The organism is Kitasatospora sp. NPDC094016, from assembly GCF_040304045.1.
Lineage (GTDB): Bacteria > Actinomycetota > Actinomycetes > Streptomycetales > Streptomycetaceae > Kitasatospora.
Genome location: NZ_JBEOUK010000027.1, coordinates 21,342 through 43,521, shown reverse-complemented (window position 1 = coordinate 43,521; position 22,180 = coordinate 21,342). Strand labels below are relative to the sequence as shown.

Here is a 22,180-nt window from a genome sequence, read left to right as displayed (position 1 = left end):
GTGGTGTGCCCTGGTACCGGGCGGGGAGCGCGTGGGCAGGCCCGCCAGGATCGAGACCACCATGTCCCCGAAGAAGACCCGCAGCTACGGCGCCCGCCGCGCCCGCGCGAAGCAGGATGCCGGCGCCACCGAGCGCTACACCGACCTCCTCCCGGACCCCACCGCCCAGACCCCGGCGGCCTGGGAACCGGCGCCGGGCCGGTACGCGGGCCTGGAGTGGACGACCTACGGCAACCCGCACATCCCGCCCGCCGGCGCCCGCCCGGCCGACGACCCCTACGGCCACCGGCACGAGGCCGTCACGGTGCCGTTCCTGCTGACCGCCGTCGTCCCCGAGGCCCCGGAGGGCTGGCGCGACGGCCCCCGCGAGGCCGCCCAGGCGGTGCAGGCCGGCTGCCGCTTCCTGGTCCGCGACGGCCACTGGTACCGCGCCACCGCGGACGTCTACGGCCCGCTGCCCATCATCATGCCGCTGGACCACGACGAGCCGGCCCCGCCCGGCCACGTCACCGCCACCTGGCTGGTCGCCCTCGGGGTGCGCCGCCCGTGGGACGACCCCCAGCTGATGATCACCGACGCCCACCGCTCGATCCGCGCCGAGCTCACCCGGCGCGCTCTCATCCCGCAGACCGGACGCTGGGTCCAGTGGGTCCCGACCCCGCCCGGCATGGCCCAGGGGCTGATGGAACGGCTCCCGGTCCACGCGCTGGTCCGCAACGACGTCCATCCCTCCCTGCTCCCCGACCCGCACGGCGCCTTCACCACCTACGACGGCGGCTTCCCGCACCGGCTGATCGACGCCCACGGCCAGGGCTGGCACCACCTCGGCGACGGCCGCTACGCCGTGGACCCGGACGCCGAGGGCGCCTTCGAGGACCAGGAGTACGACGTCCTGGCCGGTGTCCGCGGTCCGCTGGACCCGGTGGTGCACCCCGAGGCCGGGAGCGTCGAGCTGATCGTCCAAGCGCTGGCGAGGGCCGGGCGCCGGGCGGTGGCCTCCTTGCTGGTGGCGCTGCACCGGCTCGACACCGAGCACCAGGAGTCCGCGCGCGACTGGGGCGGGGCCACGCCGACCACCCTGTACGCCGCACCGCAGGACCTGCGGCAGACCCGCGAGATGCGCGACCTCATCCGGGGCCTGGGCCCCGGCCTCACCGCCGACCCCACCCGGTGGGATCCCGCCAGCGTGGACGAGCTGTACGACGGGCTGTCCTGCTGGACCGAGCTGGCGGGCAGCTACACCCCCGTCGCCCACCACCTCGCACAGGTCGTCTCCGGCGCAGCCGATGCCGGCGGCTGGGAACACCTCGCGGACGACGACCTGTGCGCCGCCACGAGCACCGACCCGGACCTGGCCCGGCGGGTCCAGGACTGGCTCGCACCGACGCAAGCGGCCACCAGGGGGCCGGTTCCCGACGTCGTCGTCCCGCTCACGCGCGGGGGCGAGGACAAGACCACCGCCAGCATCGACCTGCGGACCGGCCTCGCCCTCTACGACAGCCGGAGCCGCATCGTCGACTTCGACTTCCCCGTAGACCTGCCGGCCCCCGCCCGCAGGCAGGAGCAGGAGGAGCCCCCGGCGGCCCCTCCCAGCCCTTCCACCGGTACCTGACCACCCGGGTGCCCCGGGAACCCCGGGGCACCCGCCGTGCCCGAACCCGGAGCGGCCGCAGTCAGCGACCGCCGTCCCGGTCAGGGACCACGGGGAGCAGCCGGGCGGCGGCGGTCAGCGCGGCGCGGTGCAGACGCCGCTCGCGGGCCCGGACCAGCAACCGGTCGACGGGCACCTGCTCGTCCGGAACGTCCTCGAGGCGCCCGGCCGCCGTACGCCGCGCGCCTGCCGAACCGCGCGGCACCGCCAGATCCAGCCGCCGGCCGAGTCCCTGTGCACCCATGACCCGCTCAACGACCGGCGGGACACCGAGGTGCCGGTCCCGCTCCGGTCAGCCCGGCTCGCGGGCATCGGCGGCCAGGCGGCCGGTGAACACCCGGGCGATCGTGTCGAGAGCGTGCCGCAACTGCAGGTGCTCGGCGCCGTCGACCCGCGAGAGGGTGTCCAACAATGTGCTGGAGCTCGTCACCGTGGTGTACCCGGCGCCGGGCCGCCCGTACGGCTGCCGGGAGACCGTGACGGTGATCGAATGCCCGACCGGAAGCCCCAGGGTCACCGTCGCGCCCTCCGCGACGGCCTGCCCCTCCACCGCGACCGCGGCCTCGTCATCGCGCTCGGCAAGCGCCGCCAGCTCCTCACGCCCGTGCAGACCGGCCATGACCTCCTCGGCCAGGGCCAGCACGGTACGCAGGCGCTCCACCAGGTCGTGGGCCATCTCCGCCCTCCGCTCCACCGGCGCGGCGTCGTCCAGGACGACGGCCAGACGCAGCAACGCGATGTGCAGATGCCACGCCAGCAGCGCCTCTGGCGACGGATCGGTGCGCAGCGACGCCGGGCCGACGATCCGGCCCACCACCTCCGCCACCTCCCGCACCTGCCCGGCACGAAGCGGCGCGTACGCAGGGCGTGGGGACCCGAGCACGCTGGCGCCGACCGGGTCGACCCCGACGACCCGCAGCCCGGCCCGGACCTCGTCGACGGTACAACCGGCGGCTGCGCCCAGCACCACCAGATCCCGCACACCCGCCCACCAAGCGGCGGCCAGCAGCTCGATGCGCCGGCCCGGGTCGGCGTCCGGCCGTGCCGTGTGGGTGGCCAGGGCGCTCAGGCAGGCCTCGCGGGCGACGGCGGAGACGGTGTCGACGGTGGAGGTGGTCACGCTCTCCAGCGTAGGCCTGCCGGGAGTGCGGCGGCGGGTGAACCGGGCCTTCCCCGCGGTGCCCGCCACCACCAACCCCTACCCCCGGGCGCGGCCCCTCAGCTTCTTCTCCCGCTTCCTGTCCGCCTTGGAGCCGCGGGTCGACGGCCCGGCTCCGTGCCCGCCGGTGGCCGCCCACGGCCACGGCTGATCGAAAACACCCTTGATCGCAGCCCGCCCGGTGACAGGGTCTACGACCAGGCCCACACCCGGGTGCAGCGGTGCGACGCACGCACGAAGATCTCTGGTCATGTTGCGGAACTCGGCATAGCCGCCTGCGGAGTCCAGGAAGGCGATCGGCTGCCCGGCCGGCCACTCGGGGGCCATCGCACGGTGGAAGCCACCCGCAGTCTCTCCCTCGGGAAAGAACCAGATCGCGACTCGCCACCGCTGCGCCCGCTCGCTGTCCGTTTCGAGGACGGCGTTCATCAGCTCCTGGCCGATCCCTCGCCGCCGTGCCGCAGGCGCCACCGCGATGTCACTCACCTCCACCACCCGCTCGCGCAACTGGCGGCCCATCGACTCGGGCAACTGCGTGAAGGCGTAGTGGGACCACTTACCGGGAGCGCCGGCGTTCACCACCCCGACAACGGAACCGGCCGCCAGTTCCTCCGCCACCGTACTGATCAGCCCGTTCGCCACCAGATCACCCGAGGCGTTCCCCTTCCTCAGCATGGCGTGCACGGTGTCCGCGTCAACGGAAACCCCGGCGGCGCTCCTGGCCATCTCCTCGGCCATGACCCGCAAGGCGTCGTCCGGAAGCCCGGTACCCGGCGGCGCACAGGCGATCTCCAGCAGATGCCGATTCGCCCGCAAGTCCTGCGTGGCATAGGCAGGATTGGCCATCCGCATCAGCTCCAGAACCGCATCGATGTCGGCTGCGTGCAACGGGCGGATACGGTAGAGAGAAGCGTCCATGGACACGGAGCCTAGCCTCGGCCGGACACACGACCTCGTAACCACAGAGATCCCGGTTCAGACGGCTCCGGGCCTGGCCGGGGTCAACCGCGGTGTGCGGCTGCTACGGCGTCGGGGCGGCAGCGACCGAAGCGACCGGCTCACGAAACTCCTCCTGCAACCCCCGGCGACGGCGGGCGGTGTAACACATCATCGGTACTTGTCGTACTTCCAGGTAAGCGCCCACGACCTGCGAAGGACACGACGACATGGCTCTCACCACCCTCTCGGCGAACTCCGTCACCGACGAGCACCTGGAGGTGCTGCGCCAGCTCCTCGACAGCAAGAACGCCCTGCTGCGCCAGTACGGGCTGGACGACGGCGCGGCCTCCGGCGTGCTGGTGCAGATGACGTACGAGCTGCCGGCCTCGCTCGCGGAGTGGCTGCTGAGCACGGCGCTGGAGCGAGGCGTGTCGGTGAGCGACTTCCTGACCGAGCTGGTGGAGCTCGCCCGAACCGAGATCCCGGTTCCGGCCCTGGCCCCGGCGCCGCAGCGGGAGGTAGGTGTGCCGCAGGCGGACGGGGTGGAGTGGTTCAGCGTGCAGCAGCTGGCCGACTCCACGGGGATGCCGGCGAACACCGTCTACGGGCTGGTCGGCCGGCCGGACGGCCCGAGCCCGGTGCGGCTGGGCCCCAAGGGCGGACGCATCCTGGTGCACCGTGTAGAAGCGGAGCGCTTCGCGAAGGCACGCGGGCGCAAGCTGGCTGCCTGAGCCGTCAGCCCGGGCCCGACACGATGCCGAGCCCGGTGCGCCCGCGGGACGAGTCAGGTGGCGGAGGACCGGTGTTCGCCATCCTGCTGGGAGTCGATGATCATCAACGGGCCGATGTAGCGTCGAAGCGGCCGTGCTGGGTGGACATCAGGCGGTGCTCTCTGACCAGCCGTAGCGCGTCTTGATCTCCTGGATGACGGCGAGGGCTTCGTCGCGCCTGCGCAACTGTTCGTCTCGCGCGGCCTCGCGCTCGCGGTACCCCTGGAGGAAGACGTCCCGCTCGTGCGGGGTCATGGTGCCGTTGTCGACGGCCGCGCGGACGTGCTTGATCTCCTCGTAGTCGGCCTGAGCCGCGGCGAGCATGGTGTCGAGTTCGCGGTCGAGGGCCTCTTCGTCAATGCCGGCGGCGGCGAGCTCGGCCTGCATCTCCTCGTAGTACAGCTTCTGCTCGCCCTGGATCAGCGCCAGCTTCGCCGCCGACACAACCGCTACTCCTCGTACCGCGGCCAGTCCCTTGTGGTCCACGTCAGGGTCAACGAGCCGGGCCGCCCTCGGTCACCGGGCTCACCCGAGAACATGGCGGTGCCGCTCGGGACGGCGGGCGGGTGTAACGCTTTGGGGCACATCGTCGTACAGGAGGGTGGGGGTGTCCGGTGGGTGACGTGGGAGCCGCCCGCCGGACACCCACCACGGCTCCTAGGGCACCACAGGCGACTTGTGATAACAGCCCAGGACCTCAGCCACCCACTCAGCCGGAGTCGCGCGCGCCCCTCACGTACACGTAGGAACGGTGATGCGGAAGGCTCACCAGGGCAATTGGCGAGAGTAGGGCTGTTATCACAAGTCATTCTCGGGAGTAGGTAGTCGAAGTGCTGCCGCCCGCGCTCGTCGACCCCGACGACGAGCGCGCCACCTACAAGGCCGCCTGCACCTGGCGCAAGTCCAAGTGGGCCGCCGGCTGGCGCTAGCTCGGCTCCCTGAACCTCTACTCCTGCCCCGCCTGCCCGAAGCTGCTCGTGGAGAAGGACGGCATGCACGTCGCCGGCCCCGGCCTGCAGCAGCCGCGTGCCGAAGCCCAGAGCACGCCGTAGCACCCAGCCCGGACCACCGCGATCCAGCGTATGGCACCCTGAAGCACATGGCCCGTGCCCTCGACCCCTCCGCCATCCTCGCCGACTGGCTGCTCAGCAACCCGTACGGCGACACCACCCGCGAGGACTACGAGCGCGAAGTCACCGACCTGATCAACGCGTTCGGCCCCGCCAAGGTCTGGGATCTCACCTCCGACGACATCCGCACCTGGACCAAGACGCCCGACCGCCCCCGTACGGAAGCCTGGCGCATCAGCGTCCTGCGCGGCTTCTACCGGCACGCCCGCAAGATCGAGCCCACCATCGGCAACCCGGTCCCCCGAGGGCTGCGCCCGGCCGTCGATGGTCTGCCCCGCGGCCGCCCCGCGCTCACCCGCGCCGAGTCCACCTACTTCGTCGCTGCCCTCGACGCCTACGTCCGCCACCCGGACGCGCTCCTGCCCCACCGCGCCCGCGCGCTCGGCTACCTCGTCCTCGGTATGGGCCTGCGGGCCCACCAGGCCGTCGCCCTCAACCTCGACGGCCACTGGATCAGGGAGCAGCACCGCACGACCCTGCGCGCCACCCTCAAGGGCGGCGGTCTCAGCGGCCCCCGCGAAGTTCCGCCCGCCGTCGCCCACGCCGTCGAGGACTACCTCCTCCACCGCCGTACGGCAGCTCCGTACAGCCGTCCCGACGCCGGCCCCCTGCTCACCAGCGGTCGCGGCCGCCGCCTCGACAGCTACAACAGCCCCCGGGACCTTCTGCGCGCCATCGCCTCCACCCACCCCCAACTCGCCCACCTCACCGAGACCCTCACCGCGGACGGCCTCGCCAACTCCCCCAACCCGTTCCTCGGGTAAGCCGGGGGCCTTGGTCAGTCCAGGTCGGCGGAGGCCAGGGTGACCGCGAGCACGATGTAGGGGATGGCACTCAGGCACAGCTCCGCCGCCATGCTCGGGTCGGACGTCGCGGCGGCCTCCTGCAGCGCCAGCAGGCCGGTCGCGATGGTGGAGTCGACCGCTTGGTCAAGGATCTCCTCCACGGTGAGCTCGCCGCCGGCGACCAGCTCGCGCGCCAGGGCGACCGCCTCCGCCGGATCGCGCCGCCAGGATGCGGCGACCTCGTCGCCGGCGTTCACCAGCTCCATCGCGGCGAACTGCTCCGCGGACGCCAGCTGCACGCCGTGCTCACCGGGCGGCTCGTCCTGCTCGATGTGCTCCTGGGCCTGTGCCACGGCGCACCGCGCGGCGAACGTCCGCCGGGCTTCCTCCCGCTCCCGGACGACGGAGGCCGGCCAGCGGGTGTCGTCCTCGTTGCGGGCGATCTCAAGCAGGGTGGCGGCGGCGAGGCTGACCTGAATGCACGGCAGGCGGGTCACCTCCACGGCCTCCTGCTCGGGCGGTGCGCCGGCGATCGGCCCGTACACCGCGCCCGCGGCCTCGACACAGGCGCCGATCAGCGTGGTCAGGGCGGCGATCAGCCGCGCGTGGCGGCGTCGGCGGGCGGGCAGGTCGGTGCGGTCCGGTGTCGTGGTCACCCTCGCACTATGCCGCGCGAGCCGACGTCTGCAGTCGGATTCGGCCAAGATCCCCGCGACCGTACGGTCTTGGTGTAGCTACGTTCGGGCCGCCCCGAACCCGCCGACGAACCAGGACCGACCCGTGCGCCTCACGCTCACCTCCTCCGACCTCGAATCGCTCGCCCGTACCCCGGTCGAGCGAGCGGCCGCCACCTGCCTGCGGCTTGGCCGCCGCGGCTGGGCCCTGGGCCGCCGCGTGCCGGACCGGCGGCTGGACGGCCTGGTCGCGATCGATGCCGAAGCCCTCCACGAGCGGCTCGCCGCCGGCGACACCTTCACCACGCTGCTCGATGCCGCCGGTTCCTGGCGGGTAGACGGTGCGGCCGCCGGCCGCGGCCTCCAGGTCGTCGTCGGCCCTCAGTACTCCTGGCGTCAGGCCCGGGTCGTCGACCTCGACGGCGCCGTACGGGTCGCTGGCCCGGGCGTCGAGCTGTTCGTGACCCGCTGCGGGCGCTACCTCAGCGTCGACGGGGGTGGGGAGTTGGAGGAGATCAGCGAACTCGCCGCCGCCCGGCTCGTCTACCGGCTCCCTCACGTGCGTGAGGACGGGCTGCCGCCGGTGCTGCTCGCCGCCCGGCACGCTCGCCGTCTGGTCGCGGCCCTCGCCGTCCCTGGCGGCGCCGGCACCGATCAGGCCCTTGCCGGGGCGCGGGCGGCTGCGACCGTGACCGAGTTGCTGCGCGGTACCGTCGCCGGGGACGTGCGGGCCCAACGTGGCATCGCCGCGCAGTTGCTGGTTGATCATCACGGTTCGCAGGCCCGTGCGCGCGCGGAGCTGGGTGTCGCGAGGTCGACGTTGTGCGAGTTGTTGTCCGGGCGGTGAGCGCTCCCGGGGCCGGGGTCCTACGGGTTCTGGAGACGGGCCAGGACGGTGCTGACCGGCTTAGCGCTCCCGGGGCCGGGGTCCTACGGGTTCTGGAGACGGGCCAGGACGGTGCTGACCGGCTTGAGGTCCCGGTAGGCGTTGAAGGCGGGGGCGGCCTGGCGGGCGAGTTCGACGCACCGGGTGGCGCCGATGCGCTTGGCGGTGTCGAGGGAGGCGGTGAGGACGGCGGCCGCGTGCTCGGGTTCGCCGGCGCGGGCGAGGGCCTCCGCCTGGTAGGTCTGGAAGATGGCGCTGGTCTTCGCGCGGGGCGTCTGGAGTTCCGCGAGGCCGTTGTCGATGTAGCTCACCCCGGTGCGGAGGTCGCCGAAGTCGAGGAAGCAGCGGCCGGCATCGATGAGGTAGTCGGCCGGTGACATCCAGGAGCACCAGGCCGGGACCGGGTCGGGGCTGGAGGTGTCGAGGAGTTCCTCGCAGGCGTGGAGGGAGCGGTAGCAGAGGCCTTCGTCGCTGCTGATGGCGTGGGCTCGAGCCTTGCGGATGTGCAGCAGCGCCCGTGCTCGGGGGTGAGTCGTGCAGTCCAGGGTGCGGTCGAGAAGCCCGATCGCGGTGCTGGGGTCGCGCAGCCAGATCGCCTGGTAGGCGAAGTCCGCGAGGACGCTGGTGCCGAGGTCGGTGGCGCCCGCGGCGTGGGCGGCGTGGAGAGCGCCTTCCCACAGCCGTCCGGCGGAGCCGTGCTCCCCGACGTCGAAACGGGTCCAGCCGGCGGTCTGGCCGAGCCGAGCGGCCAGGGCGTGCAGGCGCAGCGTGGTGGGGGCGTCGTGGCGGCTGGTTTCGATCAGTGTGGTGGCGGTGGAGAGGTGGGCGTCGATCAGTTCGACGGTGTGTTGGCGGTCGGCGGTGGGCAGGGTGGTGAGGGTGCGGGAGGCTTCCTCCAGCCAGTCGACGAGGCCGGTGTCGCAGGGGGTATCGCCGGTGAGGGCTTGGTCGAGTTGGTGGGCTTGGGCGTCTTGGGACCACTGGGTGCACAGGGCGATGAGGGCGCTCGAGCTGGCGGCGATCGCCGAGCGGCGGGTGAGGTTGCTGTCGATGGCGTTGCGTAGGACGGTCGCGGCGGGGGCAGAGCCCAGGTCGACGGGCTGGTGCTGTCCGGGGAGCCAGTGGGGCCAGCCGTAGCGTTTCACGTCGCTCCAGGGGACGTCGAAGACTTCGGACAGGTAGAGCTGCGATTCGTCGGTGGGGTCGTGCCCGTTCTCCCAGCAGTAGACACGCTGGCGCCCCATGTTGGAGGCAAGTCCGCGTTGCTGCTTGCGCTTTCGGATCTCGCGGGCGAGGTCGTCCTGCGACCAGCCGCCGAGTTTTCGGGCCGACACCAGCGGATGTTCACTACCGCGTGTCATCGCGCCATCACACCACTGAGTTGCGGGCGGCACAAGACCCCACAGGCGGTGACACCAAGGTGACAGATAACTACTTGCCGCAGCCGAGGATTTGCCCTGTACTCGGTCCCCCGGCCCGCTCGTCCCGGCCGGCCTCAACCACTGGCTCCCACGTCAACTCGGCGGGAAATGAGGCGAGATGGACACCAACACGCTGCTGCGCACCTTCTACACCGTCGAACGCGCGGGTTCTGAGCTGCTCTCGGACGGAGGCGGCCCGCTGGGCTTCGACATCCAGGTCGCCCTCCAGCTGGACTACCTGATCCGCGGGTACCAGGTCGACGGCATCGTGGAGACCGGGTGCTGCCTGGGCGACACCACCGTCTACCTGGCCCGCATGTACCCGGACCTGCCGGTCATCACCTGCGACGTCGACCCCGGTCGTGCCGCGCTGACCGCCGAACGCTGCCGCGCGCACCCCAATGTCCGGGTCCTGGTCGGTGACTCCGCCGAGCTGCTGCCCCAGATGATGATCGGACTCAGTCGGCCCCTGGTCTACCTGGACGCGCACTGGGGCAAGAGCTGGCCGCTCGTCGCGGAACTGCGCGCCGTCCAGCGCGGCGTGATCGCCGTGGATGACTTCAACATCGGCCATCCGCGGTTCGGCTACGACAGCTACGACGGGGTGGACTGCGGCCCCGCCCTGGTCCGGGCCGCGCGCCGGGACCTGAGCGAGATGTACGTCTCCGACCCGTACGGCTCCTACCCGCTGCCGTGCCTCCAGGTCGGCCGCCGGCGCGGGGTCGGCTACATCGCCGCCGACCTGCCGACCGCGTTGCTGGCGGCGTCCGACATGTTCCGTCTGCTGCCGCTCACGGCCGAGGTCCTCATGCCGTCCTGGCCGATCGCGGAGCCGTTCCTCGTGGGTGGTCGCCGGTGACCATGCCCAGCATCGATGTCCTGGCGGGCGTGCCGTTCGTCGACGACGGCTTCCAGGCCGAACTGCTGCTGGCGGGCGTCAGCGCCCGGCGGGCCGGAGACGCCGCGCGCCGCGGCCTGGCGAAAGCCCCCGATCCGGCGGCCGGCCAGTGGCTGGACCCGCAGGAAGCCGTACGGGTGCGCCGCAACGCCACCCCGGTGCCGTCGGGCCCGCTGACCGCTGGGCAGGAGGAGGCGGTCCGCACCACGGTCGACGGGATCGTCGCCGAGATGCCGGCCTGGTCCGTGCTGCTCGAGGCCTTGCCGACCCGGTTCCTGCTGCTGTCCACGGGCAACGGCGCCGTGTCGGCGTCCTCCTTCCTGTGGCCGCAGCACGTCTTCCTCGCCCCGGCCGCTTTCGAGAGCACCGCCGCGCTGCGCGAGTTCGTCGTGCACGAGATGTGCCACCAGTGGCTCTACCTGATCGAAGAGCTGTGGGACCTCGAGGTGCCCGGCGCGGCCCGGCACGTCCTGCCGTCCGGCACCGCTAACCGTGCCCCGCGCGAGGTGATCGGCGCCGCCCACGTCGCGGCGGCCACCATCCGCCTCTACGCGGCCGCCGGCGAGCACCAGCAGCTCGGCCCGCTGCGCGACTACGGCCGCGGCTGCATCGCGCTCCTCGACCAGAGCAGCGACCTGACCGGCACCGGCCGCACCATCACCAACCGACTACGGGAGGCACTGTGAGCAGCGTGACCGCCGAGGCCCTGGCGGCATCGACGTTCAGCACCTGGCAGACCACGATCTACCAGGGCGACCTGACCCAGCGCGCGGGCGACGAGTACGGGCCCGAGACCGTGGCCCGCAGGAACGCCGAGCTGCGGGAGATCATCCTCGCCGCCGAGCAGCGCGACAGCGCCGCGCACGAGTTCGCGGTCATCGGCGCGAAGAAGTCGTCGCTGAACATCCTGCAGTGGCAGCACCCGGCGATCGACTGGCTGCGGCGCCGGATCGTGGAGGCCATCACCGACCAGGTGCGCGCCAACCTCGGGGACGAAGCGGCCGGCGCGGTGAAGGGCTACGAGGTCCTGGCCGAGGGCTGGGCGGTGGTCTACCGCTCCGGCGGCAGCCACCGCCAGCACACCCACCACGACTCGGTGTGGTCCGGCGTGTACTACATCGAGACCGGCGGCGTCGGGGCGGCCGGCGAGGACGCGGGCTGCCTGCAGCTCCTCGACCCGCGTCCGGGCGCGATCGCCCGGGGGGTCTCGCCCGGCATCGAGATGATCAAGCCCACCCCGGGCCTGCTCGTCGCGTTCCCGTCCTGGGCGCCCCACAGCGTCCGCTCCACCCTGCACGGCGACGCCCTGCGCATCTGCATCGCCTTCAACGCCGCCTACAACAAGGAAGAGGGCCCGCGGTGACCGCCATCGTCGAGACACCCACGGTGACCCGGCACTGGGGCTGCACCGTGCTCTCCCACCAGCACAGCCTTGCGGGCCTCGTCCGGCCGGCCGCGAGCGCCCTGCACCAGGGCGACGGCCCGTGGACGCAGCTGCCGCTCACCGACCTGATCGCCGACGAGGCCGGCCTGTACGAGCTGTTCCGCACCGGTATGGGCGTCCTGTCCGACGCCGGCACCGGCGGGGGGTTCAGCGGGCGCCGCCCGGGCGGCATCGACCTGTCGCTGCAGGTCTGGAACGCCGGCTACGAGCTGCCGCAGAGCAGCACCCCGGGCGACTTCATCGGCTGGCTGTTCCTGGAGGCCACCGAGCCCAACCACATCGACTCCGGGACCGTGGCGGTCTACGACCCCCGTGCGGGGTCCGCGATGACCGCCATGCCCGGTCTGCCCTGGGGGCGGCAGCTCACCGTACGGCCGCGCCCGGGCAACCTGACCATCGTCCCCGGCTGGCTGACCAACGCGGTCCAGCCGGTGGAGGAAGGCCAGAGCATCACCGTCGTGGTGGCCACCTCGGCACCGTGACGACCAACCACCCATCCTGTTCGAGAAGGGAACCGAGATGAGCGACACCATCGTCACCGGCACCACCGTGATCGACGCGCCGGTCGTCGAGCCGAAGAGTCTGACCGTGGAGGCGCCGGCGCTGGGCGTCGACCCCGAGGGCGCCGACGCGTTCCTCGCGGCGGCCGCGGCGGGCCTGCTCGGCGGCGACGCCAACGGCTGCAACGCGGTCCAGGACAACTTCGCGCTGCGCCCGGAGACCCGGGTGAGCCTGGGGTCGGCCGCGGCCTGACCCGTACACCGGGTCACCGTCTAAGGGCTGGTGCCCGCCGGGATCGTTCCGGCGGGCACCAGCCCGACGCGTTACAGCTCGCCGTTCTCCCACTGCTCGATCTCACGGTCGAGCTGGTCCTCGTCGACAGTGAGCGTGTTGAGGTGCTCGGTCCACTTCAAGAGGAGTTCCGTGAACAGCAGGCTGTTCGCCCCGGTGATCCGGTCGTCGACCGTGAACAGGGCGAGAAGCTCGGTTGCCTGGGGCACGTCGTGGTCGCAGGCGGGGCAGAGCACGTGGCTGATGCTGCCGCCGGTGTGCGCGCCGAGGCTGCCGGGCCGGGTCTGCGGGAACTTCACCGTCAGCAGGCCATCGCTCAAGCAGCGCATGCACTGCGGCGGTTCGTCACCGAGGTGGACGTCGATCGTGCTCACAGGGTGCTCCACGCGGACGGTCCGAGCAGGGTCTTGATCTCGGAGGCGAACGCGTTGTCCGAGTTCACCAGGAACCCGAGCTCGTACACCGTGTCTTTGTCCCAGCTGGTGGTGCGCAGCCGGATCGGGGTGTCACCGGGGTGGGCCTGGAGGGAGCGCTTGATCTCGGCGACCAGCTTGGGGTTGATCCGCGCGGCTGGGACGGTGATGATCACTGGCGGCTTGCTGCCGTGCTCAGCGGACGATACGTCCAAGATGGTGACCTCGCTCCCGAAGAGGCTGAGTGCGCCGTCGCGCTCGTTGACGCGGCCCTTGACGGTGACAACGGTGTCGTCGGCGAGGAGTTCTCCGACGAGCAGGTACGTCTTGGGGAAGAACAGCACCTCGAGCGTGGCGTCGCGGTCCGCCAGGACGATGCTCGCCCAGGCGTTGCCGGCCTTGTTGATGCGCCGTTGGACACCGGAGATCAGGCCGGAGAGTTTGACCTCGCCCTCGGTGCGGCCGGAGCCGAGGAGTTCGGCGATCGAGATGTCGCGGTTGCGGGCGAGGATGTGTTCGGCGCCGTCCAGGGGGTGGCTGGAGACGTACAGGCCGAGCATCTCCCGTTCCAGGGAGAGGAGCTGCTTGCGGTTCCACTCCTTGTCGGTGAGCTCGAAGTCCAGGCCGATCGTCGGGCCCGCGTCCATGGCGTCGAGACTGCCGAAGAGGTCGTCCTGGCCGTGGGCCTGGGCCTTCTTCACGCCGGTCACCGCGTCGATCGCGCTCTCGGCGACACTGGTGAGCGACATGCGGGTGTGGCCGAGGGAGTCGAACGCGCCGGCCTTGATCAGCGAGTCGACGGCGCGCTTGTTGCACACCGGCAGCTCGACCTTGTCGAGGAAGTCCGCGAACGAGGCGAACTTGCCCTTGGACCTGCGGGTGTCCACCAGGGAGTCGATGACCGGCAGGCCGACGTTGCGGATCGCCTTCAGGCCGAAGCGGACGTCCTCGCCGATCGCGGTGAAGTCTGCGACGGACTCGTTCACGTCCGGCGACATCACGTTGATGCCCGCCGCGCGGGCGTCGGCGAGGTAGACGGCCATCTTGTCCTTGTCGTCGTCGACAGAGGTCAGGAGGGCGGCCATGTACTCGGCCGGGTAGTTCGCCTTGAGGTAGGCCGTCCAGTAGGACACGAGTCCGTAGCCGGCGGTGTGCGACTTGTTGAAGGCGTAGCCGGAGAACGGCAGCATGACGTCCCACAGCGCCTGGATCGCCTCGTCCGAGTACTTGTTGGCCCGCATGCCGGCCTGGAAGTTCGCGAACTCCTTGGCCAGGATCTCCGGCTTCTTCTTACCCATGGCGCGGCGCAGCAGGTCGGCGCCGCCGAGGGAGTAGCCGGCCAGCTCTCGGGCGATGGCCATGATCTGCTCTTGGTAGACGAGCAGGTGGAACGTCGTCCCGAGGATCGGCTCCAGGGCCTTTTCCAGCTCCGGGTGGATCGGGGTGATGTCCTGGCGGCCGTTCTTGCGGTGCGCGTAGTTGGTATGGGCGTTGGCGGCCATCGGGCCGGGCCGGTACAGGGCGAGGACAGCGGCGATGTCTTCGAATCGGGTGGGCTCCATGAGGCGCAGGAGTTGGCGCATGGGGCCGCCGTCGAGCTGGAACACGCCGAGGGTGTCGCCCTTGGCCAGGAGCTCGTAGGTGGGGACGTCGTCGAGCGGGATGGTCTCGGTCTGGAGCTTGACGCCGCGGTTGGCTTCCACTGTCTCGATCGCGTGCTGGATGATGCCCAGGTTCCGCAGACCCAGGAAGTCCATCTTGATCAGACCCATGTCTTCACACGATGGGTAGTCGAAGCCGGTGATGATCACCTCGTCCTTGGCTCGCATGTGGAGCGGGATGAGGTCTTCCAACGGGGTGGAGGAGAGGATGACGGCGGCGGCGTGGACGCCGGTACCGCGGATCAGGCCCTCGATGCCCAGGCCGGTGTCGATGATCTTCTTGACGTCCGGCTCGGACTCGTACAGGGACCGGATCTCGGTGCCCTCGCTGTACCTGGAGTGCTCGGGGTTGAAGAGGTCCTTGAGGGGGACGCCCTTGCCCATGACGTCCGGCGGCATGGCCTTGCTGATCCGGTCGCCCATGGCGAAGGGGTAGCCGAGGATACGGCCGGCGTCCTTCACGGCCGCCTTGGCCTTAATCGTACTGAACGTATTAACCTGCGCGGTGTAATCGGCGCCGTACTTGTCGGTGACGTAGCGCACCATCTGGTCGCGCTTGCGGTCGTCGAAGTCGAGGTCGACATCCGGCGGGTTGATGCGCTCCGGGTTGAGGAACCGCTCGAACAACAAGCCGTGCTCCAGCGGGTCCAGCTCGGTGATGCGGGTCGCGTAGGCGACGATCGAGCCGGTCGCGGAGCCACGGCCCGGGCCGACCGGGATGTTGTTGTCACGGGCGTACTTGCAGATGTCCGCGACGACGAGGAAGTAGGAGGAGAAGCCCATCGGACCGATGACCTTCATCTCGGTCTCGTACCGCTCCGTGACCTCGGGCGGCAGCGGCGACCCGTAGCGCATCACCAGGCCCTGCTCGACCTCTTTGCGCAGCCACGACTCCTGGTCCTCGCCTTCGGGGACGTCGAACTGGGGCATCCGGTCGACGTACTTGAACACGTCGTCGTAGGGCTGGACGCGTTCGGCGATCAGCAGGGTGTTGGCGCAGCCCTCCTGCCAGGCGTCGGAGGCGTCGAGGCCGTACATCTCGGCCGCGGACTTGAGGTAGTAGCCGGAGCCGTTGAAGCGGAAGCGGTTGGGGTCGGCCTTGTCCTTGCCGACGCCGATGCACAGCAGGTTGTCGTGCGCGTCGGCCTGGTCCTCGGTGACGTAGTGGGAGTCGTTGGTCACCAGCGGCGGGATGCCGAGCTTCTTCGCGATGTCGAGCAGGCCCTGGCGGACCTCCCGCTCGATGTCCAGGCCGTGGTCCATCAGCTCCAGGAAGTAGTTGTCCTTCCCGAAGATGTCCTGGTACTCGGAGGCGACCCGCAGCGCCTCCTCGGGCTGGCCCAGGCGCAGGCGGGTCTGCACGGCGCCGGACGGGCAGCCGGTGGTGGCGATGATGCCCTTGGAGAGCCCGGAGATCAGCTCCTGGTCCATGCGGGGCTTGCCGGCCGGGTACTGGCCTTCCTTCCACGCCTTGGTGGACAGCTTGAACAGGTTGTGCAGGCCCTCGGTGTTCTCGGCCCACATGGTCATGTGGGTGAACCGGCCGCCGCCGGAGATGTCCTTGCCGCCCTCGCCGTCCTCCGTGGGCCGGCGCCCGCCGGGAGACCAGAAGACCGGCTTGCGGCCGAACCGGGTGTCCGGCGCGACGTACGCCTCGATACCGATGATCGGCTTGACCGGGCTGTCCTTGAAGACGTGGAAGAACTCGTAGGCGCCGAACATGTTGCCGTGGTCCGACATGGCGATGGCCGGCATCCCCAGCCGCTCGACCTCCGCGAGCATCTTCTTGTTCTTCGCCGCACCGTCGAGCATCGAGAACTCGGTGTGAACGTGCAGGTGGGCGAACTGGTCAGCCACGGGGAGGACTCCTCGACGGTACAGACGGCGGCGATCGAGTACTCGACCCTACCGGCGTCGACCCCCATCCTCCGAGTCGAGCAGCTCACGGCCTCGCCACACGGCGTGGCGCGTGTCTCCGGCCCACGCCGACCCGTACGGAGCGTGCCGACGCCGTCGCTTTCCGGTGTCCGCCGGGCCGCCGGGCTCGCCTTGCGAGACCCGCCGACGCCAACCGCGAGGTCCCGCTCGCCCGAGACGCGAGCGGACCGGGACGGGCAGGACCTCGCGGGCTCAGGAGGAGGGGCGCTCGCCCCGCCAGGCCACGACCACGGCGAAGTCCCTCACCGCCGCAGGGTGCGTCCAGGCGGTACGGCTCTGGTAGCCGAACGTGGTCAGGTCGTCCTGAAGCTGGCGGGTGCCCTCGCACCAGTACTCGAAGGCGGCGGCCGTCAGCGATCCGTCAACAGCACGCGCGTACTCCTTGTCCGGATGCCAGAGCACGCGGGCACAGGCGTGCGCGCCGGGCGGCCACAGAACGCTGTCGTGGTCCCCGACCGACACCCGACCGGTCTCCGTCCTGCCTTCGGCCTCCCGCCGCCGGGTGAGCCCTCGCAGGACCCGGCCGACCTCGTCGCCGGGACCGGGGTCCTTCCACCCGCGCCAGCCGTCGACGAAGTTCGGGCGGGTCGGCGGTACGCCTTCCCAGGCGCCGGGCGGCGGCCACTCGGAGGGGGTTTCGGGCCCCGGTTCCCAGACCAGCAGGTCCGCGGAGCTGTGCCTGTCCGGGGTCCGGGGCGGCCCGGTCAGCGCAGCCCCGAGGCCGAGTCCGTGCAAGGCGGCGAGCAGCGCTTCGGTGCTCGCCTGCCAGTGCTCGGCGGCACCGGCCGGGATGGTCTTGTTGCGGTAGTCCCTCTGGTACGCCGGGTCGGGGTGCCAGAAGACGCGCAGACATCCGAGGGCGCCGGGCGGCCACGACTCCGGCCAGCAGCCGGCCGGTGAGCACCACCCGGCGCCCTCGGTGACCCGCCTGTAGTGGACCCCGTCCTCCGTGGCGTCCCAAGCACGGAATCCCGCACCCTCGAGTTCCTTACCCAGCCAACGGATGGCTTCGCGCATGGACAGATCGGCGATCACGACGACCTCCTCGGAGCTGCGACGGTCTGGCGCGCAAGGTGCAACACCAGCAGCAACCGGCACGCACCGGCGAGCACGAGCACGTTCGCGACGGTCGCGGGGCCCGGCCGGGCCAGCAGACTGCCAGCGGCGCGCGCCGCCCCATCGACCACGGGACGTAGCCGCGCGCCCGGGGGCAGCGCCTCGTACTCGGCTGCGGCGGCGGTGAGGAGCAGCATGAGGTGGCCGATCAGTTCCTCAGCCAGGAGGGCGAGGGCCTGATCGTCGGGCGGCCGGTGCTGCTGGGCCTGGGTCGCGATCTCGTCGGCTCGGCGGACCGCGGCGTCAGCCGCGACGACGTCGAGCGGCAGCGTCTCACGAGCACCATTCGGTTCGGTCATCAAGTCCTCTTTGTGGATGGCTAGTTGGATGATCTCGACGTGGCTGTTCGCTCTGATTCAGGTGGTCGGTTGTCCGTCTGCCAGGAAGAACGGGGCGAAGGGGTCCGTGAGGCGTTCCAGTGCGGCGTGCAGACGGTCGTCACCGCGGCGCAGCGTGTCCGGGTGGACCCAGCGCATGTTGCCCTCGCGCTCCGTGCCTTCGGGTAGGCCCAGTTCGAGGACCTGGTCCTCGGTGCACCGGCCGCAGTCGAAGACGAGATGCAGGGCCTGCGCCGATTCCTTGGTGGGCCGGACGAGGTCGAGGACGAGCAGCGTGGACGTGCCAATCGTCAGACCGGTCTGCGACTCCGCGACGCTCCTCGCGATCTCGTGGGGCGCTTGGTTGGGCTCGACGGCCTGGACCAGCAGGTGCCAGGCGTTGTCGTCAGCCACCGGGCTGTCCGTCGCCTGGAGGACGTAGCCGTCCTCATCTCGGACCATCGCGTGGGCGTAGATGACCCGGCGCGGCGCGTACAGGGGGTCGATCTTGGAGTAGAACATGGTCCTGGTCCTTGGTGGTGGTCGAAGTGGTGGTTCGCCGGTAGTAGGGACGACCTCGTCTCCGCCGGGGCGGAGGCGCCAGGGGCGTTGTTCAGTGAGGATCGAGGTCCGGCCCCCGCCTGCGGGGCGGCCGCGGCGTCTGGGCACGGCGTCGGGTGGCGGTGCCGGTGGGCGCGAAGCTGGTCGCCGCCGAGCTCGCCCCGGAGGAGCAGGGGCGGCCACCCGTCACCGATTCCTGGCCCTGCGCGGACGGCATGGACAGGGGTGATGAACCGGGAGCTCTCCGATGGCGTGCAGGCAGAAGATCAGGTTGGGGCTGTTCTCCACACCGAGTGCTTTGCGGAGGCGTTTCAGCCGGGCGTTGACGGTTTCCACGGCGAGGCCGAGCTTGCGCGCGATGGGCCGGACCTCCAGGCCATCGGCGAGCAGCTCTGCCGTACGCCGCAGCGGTTCGGGGATGCCGTCCTCCGGCGGGCGCAGCCGGGGCGGGACCAGGAGTTTGGTGCGGCAGGCGACGTCGACCGCGTGGGGCCGTCCCGTGGCCCCGAGCGCCTGCACGACGTCGCGGATCGCGTCGGCGCCGGCGCGATCCCGATCCGTGCTTGTGCGGACGGCGTTCTGGCCTGCGCGCAGCCGCTGGGTGATCCGCTCGGTCGGGGTGCCGTGGGCTACCTCGGTCAGTACCAGGTGCTGGCCGTGCGTCAGGGTGAGGGTGATGGCGCAGTCCGGGCAGGGCAGGCCCTTGAGCATGGCCTGTCCGGGTTGGGTGAGGGTCATGGTGTGGTGGCCTTGAGATCGTGTTGGCAGGGGCAGGGGTGGGTGTCGTCCAGCAGGCGGACGCCGTGGAGTAGGCGGACGGCCTCGGGACGGGTATGCAGGCTGTGCGTGCGGAGGAACCGTCGCAGACCCTCGTTGACCGCCCGGGCGGTGCGCCCGGTCTGCCGGCCGATCTCGCTGTCGCTCAGGCCCGTGGCCATGCCTCGCAGGGCGGTCAGGGCGCCGTCAGCCGGCGGGTAGACCAGCCGCCGGAAGCCCGGGTCCCGGCGCAGTAGGCCGGCCCGGTAGCTGATGTCGACCATGTGCGCCAAGCTGGCCGCGTCGAACGCGGCGGCCAGGGCCTCCAGGTCGCCTTCGACCGCAGCCTTGGTGGTGCGCAGATGGCGGCCGATCATGTACGGGGTGCGCCCGTGCGCGGTGAGGGCGAGCAGCCGGGCCTCAGGCTGGGTGGCCAGGAGCCGCGTACCGCAGGCCGGGCAGGGGGCGCCGGCGATCATCAGCGGCAGCAGACGGCCGGGGCGTACGGGGCGCCTGGCCGGGGTTCTGCGTGGACGCGGGTACTGGGCCGGGTCGATCACGAACAGCGACGGCCAGGTCATCGACGCTCCCGGCGCTTCGGGATGGTCACGAAGGCCCTCCTGCCGTGCAGTCAGGGCAGACCGGGTCCCTGGTGAGCAGCTTGGCAGCATGGAGCCGGTAGACGGTCGCGGGGCTGCCGGAGGCGCCCAGGCGGCGGCGGGTGCGGGCGAGGGAGCGGTTGATGCTGTATTCGTTCAGGTCGTGTTGTGCGGCGATCTCGGCGGTGGCGCGCCCGTTGGCGTGGCTCTGGAAAATGTCCAGGTCCCTGGCGGGCAGGGGGTACGCCAGGCGGGTCGGCTGCGGGGTGAGGAGGTTGGTCCGGCATGCGTGGTCGACGGCCTGCGGCCAGGTCGAGGCACCGAGCGTCCTCGACAGGCGCCTGAGGTAGACCTGAACGGTCGAGACACCGACCTCGGCGTGACGGGCGATCTGCCGGGTGGAGAGGTCGGCGGCCAGCCAGGTCAACTGCTTCGCCTCGGACGGGGTAAGGGTGACCGGAGTGAGGCAGACCTCGCACAGCGAGCCGACGGTGCAGGCCGCGGGCGCTCTGAACAACTGAGCGGCGGAGAGTAGGTGCTCGCCGGGCCGGTGAACCCTGGCGGTCGGGTAGCCAGGCCGCACCGGGGAGGTATCGCGGGCGGTCAGGGCCGGTGTGGGTCCGGGGCGGGTGGTCTCGTTCACGATGCGCCCTCGCGGGTACAGGTCGGGCAAGGGGGGCGGGTGCTGTCGAGCAAGTTGGGAACGCCGTGCAGGAGGTAGACGGCGGCCGGGTTGTGCCTGACGCGGGTACGGGAGCGGACCGTCGACAAACGGGTGCAGGCCGTACGGCTGCGGATGCCCTGATAGTTGGCGATCTGCTGATGAGAGAAGCCCTGGGCGAGAAGCTGGACGGCCTCCAGGACCTCCTCCGGGAACGGCCTGATCAACGTGGCGGTCGGCGGGATGAGCAGGCCGGTGCGGCAGGCCGTATCCACGATCTGCGTCCATGTCCGGGCGCCGGTCTTCTCCCGGAGCGTGAACACCGTGGCGCGGACGGTATCGGGCCTGCCGCCGATCCGGTCGGCGATCTCGATGGCGTCCAGGTCACCGGCGAGCATCGCCAGCACCTTCGTCTCCCGCTCAGTGAGGTCGATGTAGTGGCGGCACAGGCGGACCCGCGGCTCCTGGACGATCGGTAGCCGCCGCAGCTTGGTCGGGCGCAGCACCGGCACGGCGGCGCTCACCGAGTACCCCAGCGCCACGGGGCCTGGTGGGCACCGCGCAGGCACGCCACCTGATGCTCGGCGGCTTGGCGGGTGCGGTCGTCCTGGTGAGCGCCGCGCACCGTCTCCATCACCTCGGTGAGCACCACGGCGTCGCGCACCACCTGGTAGTCCGGCCACGAGCCGATCGGCTCCCGTGCCAGGGCGGAGCCCGAGCAGCTGGCGTAGGTGACGGTGTAGGTGCGCTGGTTCTCCAGGTGGCCGTACAGCAGCTCGCTGCGCCAGCGGGCCGCGACAAGGTCCCACTCCCGGTGGCCCAGGCGCAGCGGGGTGCGCAGGAGCAGGCGGTAGTCCCCGTCGTCGTGGCAGCGCGCCGGCCCCGTGGTGGCGAGGATCACCGTGGGGGTGGTGGGCCACCTAACGTGCTGCCAGTCGGTGCGCACCCTGGCGGTGTGCTCGTACAGGAAGTCGCGGGTGCTGTCGTTCAACGGGGCCTGTTCGAGGCCGTCCAGGAGGTCGTTGAAGGGGTGGTGCTCGCGCAGCCACAATGCGCCGGCGGGCTTGATGCCGTGCACGGCGGCCGTCACCCGGGCGGCTGCGCCCGGGGCCGGACGGTACCGTCCGGGGTTGTGCCAGAAGGTGACCGCGCGGCCGCGGCCGACCACGAGGGGACGGCCGTAGTAGGCCGGCACGACGGGGACCCTGCACTCGCGCAGCAGGTCGGCGCAGGCAAGAAGCTCGCACGCCTCCTGCTCGGAGTCGTGGATGACGGCGAGGGCGTTCGAATGGGGCAGTAGCCAGGCGTATCGCGGGTGCTCACCCACCAGCTCGGCGTGGTGGGCGTTGTCCCCGGAGTCCCGGCATGCCTGTGTCAGGGCCGCGTAGGCAGCCCGTACACCTGCTCGAATCGTGGTGTCACGGGTGAAGGTGATTAACGCGCCGGTGCGCGGCCCAACGGTCACTGCGAGTCCTCGGGGGTGCGAAGTCGTAGGGGTGGTCCGGGGCAGGCCCCCGTTGGCCTGTCCCGGACCAAGCCGGCCCCGTGCCGGGTGGCACGTGCCGGTACGAGCGAGCCGGGGCAGCATGCCCCTCGACCCCGGTCGCCC

Annotated in this window: 25 protein-coding genes; 9 read left to right on the top strand and 16 right to left on the bottom strand. The window is 71.3% G+C overall.

What is annotated here, in order from left to right:
* Positions 1-61: 61 nt before the first annotated feature.
* The gene (locus tag ABT015_RS23695; protein ID WP_350882199.1) at positions 62-1,612 is read left to right on the top strand and encodes a hypothetical protein; all 1,551 of its coding nucleotides are present in this window, start codon (positions 62-64) and stop codon (positions 1,610-1,612) included.
* A gap of 61 nt (positions 1,613-1,673) precedes the next feature.
* Here the strand turns inward: ABT015_RS23695 and ABT015_RS23690 are convergent, their stop codons facing one another.
* The 3 genes from ABT015_RS23690 to ABT015_RS23680 all read right to left on the bottom strand — a co-directional run bounded on the left by ABT015_RS23690 (position 1,674) and on the right by ABT015_RS23680 (position 3,728).
* On the bottom strand, positions 1,674-1,895 hold the full coding sequence (locus ABT015_RS23690; protein ID WP_350882197.1) for a hypothetical protein: 222 nt from the start codon (positions 1,893-1,895) through the stop codon (positions 1,674-1,676).
* Between the two features lie 48 nt (positions 1,896-1,943).
* Positions 1,944-2,771 (bottom strand): hypothetical protein, encoded by an 828-nt coding sequence (locus tag ABT015_RS23685; RefSeq protein WP_350882195.1) that lies wholly within the window; start codon positions 2,769-2,771, stop codon positions 1,944-1,946.
* Positions 2,772-2,849: 78 nt separating this feature from the next.
* Positions 2,850-3,728 (bottom strand): GNAT family N-acetyltransferase, encoded by an 879-nt coding sequence (locus ABT015_RS23680; RefSeq protein WP_350882193.1) that lies wholly within the window; start codon positions 3,726-3,728, stop codon positions 2,850-2,852.
* Between the two features lie 248 nt (positions 3,729-3,976).
* Between ABT015_RS23680 and ABT015_RS23675 the strand changes: the two genes are divergently transcribed.
* On the top strand, positions 3,977-4,480 hold the full coding sequence (locus tag ABT015_RS23675) for a helix-turn-helix transcriptional regulator (protein ID WP_350882191.1): 504 nt from the start codon (positions 3,977-3,979) through the stop codon (positions 4,478-4,480).
* A 147-nt stretch (positions 4,481-4,627) separates the two neighbouring features.
* Here ABT015_RS23675 and ABT015_RS23670 read toward each other — a convergent pair whose 3' ends face one another.
* Positions 4,628-4,963 carry a hypothetical protein gene (locus ABT015_RS23670; RefSeq protein ID WP_350882189.1) on the bottom strand — a complete coding sequence of 112 codons (336 nt, stop codon included), beginning with the start codon at positions 4,961-4,963 and terminating at the stop codon, positions 4,628-4,630.
* 655 nt (positions 4,964-5,618) lie between these two features.
* On the opposite strand from ABT015_RS23670, the gene ABT015_RS23665 reads away from it, so the two are divergent.
* Positions 5,619-6,413 (top strand): site-specific integrase, encoded by a 795-nt coding sequence (locus ABT015_RS23665; protein WP_350882187.1) that lies wholly within the window; start codon positions 5,619-5,621, stop codon positions 6,411-6,413.
* A 14-nt stretch (positions 6,414-6,427) separates the two neighbouring features.
* On the opposite strand, the gene ABT015_RS23660 is transcribed toward ABT015_RS23665, so the two are convergent.
* Positions 6,428-7,090 carry a hypothetical protein gene (locus ABT015_RS23660; protein WP_350882185.1) on the bottom strand — a complete coding sequence of 221 codons (663 nt, stop codon included), beginning with the start codon at positions 7,088-7,090 and terminating at the stop codon, positions 6,428-6,430.
* Between the two features lie 124 nt (positions 7,091-7,214).
* Here ABT015_RS23660 and ABT015_RS23655 point away from each other — a divergent pair, with 124 nt between their 5' ends.
* Positions 7,215-7,955: a hypothetical protein gene (locus ABT015_RS23655; RefSeq protein ID WP_350882183.1), complete on the top strand. Its 741-nt coding sequence runs from the start codon at positions 7,215-7,217 to the stop codon at positions 7,953-7,955.
* 83 nt (positions 7,956-8,038) lie between these two features.
* Here ABT015_RS23655 and ABT015_RS23650 read toward each other — a convergent pair whose 3' ends face one another.
* Positions 8,039-9,328, bottom strand: coding sequence for a helix-turn-helix transcriptional regulator (locus ABT015_RS23650; protein WP_350882181.1), 1,290 nt, complete (start codon positions 9,326-9,328; stop codon positions 8,039-8,041).
* Between the two features lie 205 nt (positions 9,329-9,533).
* Here ABT015_RS23650 and ABT015_RS23645 point away from each other — a divergent pair, with 205 nt between their 5' ends.
* From ABT015_RS23645 to ABT015_RS23625, 5 genes are read left to right on the top strand one after another with little or no spacing between them, the layout of a single operon-like run.
* Positions 9,534-10,274 (top strand): O-methyltransferase, encoded by a 741-nt coding sequence (locus ABT015_RS23645; RefSeq protein WP_350882179.1) that lies wholly within the window; start codon positions 9,534-9,536, stop codon positions 10,272-10,274.
* Between the two features lie 2 nt (positions 10,275-10,276).
* Complete coding sequence (locus ABT015_RS23640) at positions 10,277-10,999, top strand: aKG-HExxH-type peptide beta-hydroxylase (protein WP_350882177.1); 723 nt, start codon at positions 10,277-10,279, stop codon at positions 10,997-10,999.
* Positions 10,996-11,676, top strand: a complete 681-nt coding sequence (locus tag ABT015_RS23635; protein ID WP_350882175.1) for a putative 2OG-Fe(II) oxygenase — start codon at positions 10,996-10,998, stop codon at positions 11,674-11,676. The genes ABT015_RS23640 and ABT015_RS23635 overlap by 4 nt, the downstream gene beginning before the upstream one ends.
* Positions 11,673-12,239 carry a hypothetical protein gene (locus ABT015_RS23630; protein ID WP_350882173.1) on the top strand — a complete coding sequence of 189 codons (567 nt, stop codon included), beginning with the start codon at positions 11,673-11,675 and terminating at the stop codon, positions 12,237-12,239. The genes ABT015_RS23635 and ABT015_RS23630 overlap by 4 nt, the downstream gene beginning before the upstream one ends.
* A 37-nt stretch (positions 12,240-12,276) precedes the next feature.
* A complete protein-coding gene (locus ABT015_RS23625; RefSeq protein ID WP_350882171.1) occupies positions 12,277-12,510 on the top strand; it encodes a hypothetical protein in 234 nt (77 codons plus the stop codon).
* 71 nt (positions 12,511-12,581) lie between these two features.
* On the opposite strand, the gene ABT015_RS23620 is transcribed toward ABT015_RS23625, so the two are convergent.
* The 10 genes from ABT015_RS23620 to ABT015_RS23575 all read right to left on the bottom strand — a co-directional run bounded on the left by ABT015_RS23620 (position 12,582) and on the right by ABT015_RS23575 (position 22,036).
* A complete protein-coding gene (locus ABT015_RS23620; protein WP_350882169.1) occupies positions 12,582-12,923 on the bottom strand; it encodes a DUF6300 family protein in 342 nt (113 codons plus the stop codon).
* Complete coding sequence (dnaE, locus tag ABT015_RS23615; protein WP_350882167.1) at positions 12,920-16,480, bottom strand: DNA polymerase III subunit alpha; 3,561 nt, start codon at positions 16,478-16,480, stop codon at positions 12,920-12,922. Before dnaE ends, ABT015_RS23620 begins: the two co-directional genes overlap by 4 nt.
* 273 nt (positions 16,481-16,753) lie before the next feature.
* Positions 16,754-17,596, bottom strand: a complete 843-nt coding sequence (locus ABT015_RS23610) for a hypothetical protein (protein WP_350882165.1) — start codon at positions 17,594-17,596, stop codon at positions 16,754-16,756.
* Positions 17,593-17,976, bottom strand: a complete 384-nt coding sequence (locus tag ABT015_RS23605; protein WP_350882163.1) for a hypothetical protein — start codon at positions 17,974-17,976, stop codon at positions 17,593-17,595. The genes ABT015_RS23610 and ABT015_RS23605 overlap by 4 nt, the downstream gene beginning before the upstream one ends.
* Before the next feature lie 57 nt (positions 17,977-18,033).
* The gene (locus ABT015_RS23600; RefSeq protein WP_350882161.1) at positions 18,034-18,516 is read right to left on the bottom strand and encodes an NUDIX hydrolase; all 483 of its coding nucleotides are present in this window, start codon (positions 18,514-18,516) and stop codon (positions 18,034-18,036) included.
* A 225-nt stretch (positions 18,517-18,741) separates the two neighbouring features.
* Positions 18,742-19,293, bottom strand: coding sequence for a helix-turn-helix transcriptional regulator (locus ABT015_RS23595; RefSeq protein WP_350882159.1), 552 nt, complete (start codon positions 19,291-19,293; stop codon positions 18,742-18,744).
* Positions 19,290-19,892 carry a hypothetical protein gene (locus ABT015_RS23590; RefSeq protein WP_350882157.1) on the bottom strand — a complete coding sequence of 201 codons (603 nt, stop codon included), beginning with the start codon at positions 19,890-19,892 and terminating at the stop codon, positions 19,290-19,292. Before ABT015_RS23590 ends, ABT015_RS23595 begins: the two co-directional genes overlap by 4 nt.
* A gap of 25 nt (positions 19,893-19,917) precedes the next feature.
* Positions 19,918-20,427, bottom strand: a complete 510-nt coding sequence (locus ABT015_RS23585; protein WP_350882155.1) for a LuxR C-terminal-related transcriptional regulator — start codon at positions 20,425-20,427, stop codon at positions 19,918-19,920.
* A gap of 122 nt (positions 20,428-20,549) precedes the next feature.
* Positions 20,550-21,083: a LuxR C-terminal-related transcriptional regulator gene (locus ABT015_RS23580; RefSeq protein ID WP_350882153.1), complete on the bottom strand. Its 534-nt coding sequence runs from the start codon at positions 21,081-21,083 to the stop codon at positions 20,550-20,552.
* Positions 21,084-21,091: 8 nt separating this feature from the next.
* The gene (locus tag ABT015_RS23575) at positions 21,092-22,036 is read right to left on the bottom strand and encodes a hypothetical protein (protein WP_350882151.1); all 945 of its coding nucleotides are present in this window, start codon (positions 22,034-22,036) and stop codon (positions 21,092-21,094) included.
* Positions 22,037-22,180 lie beyond the last annotated feature (144 nt).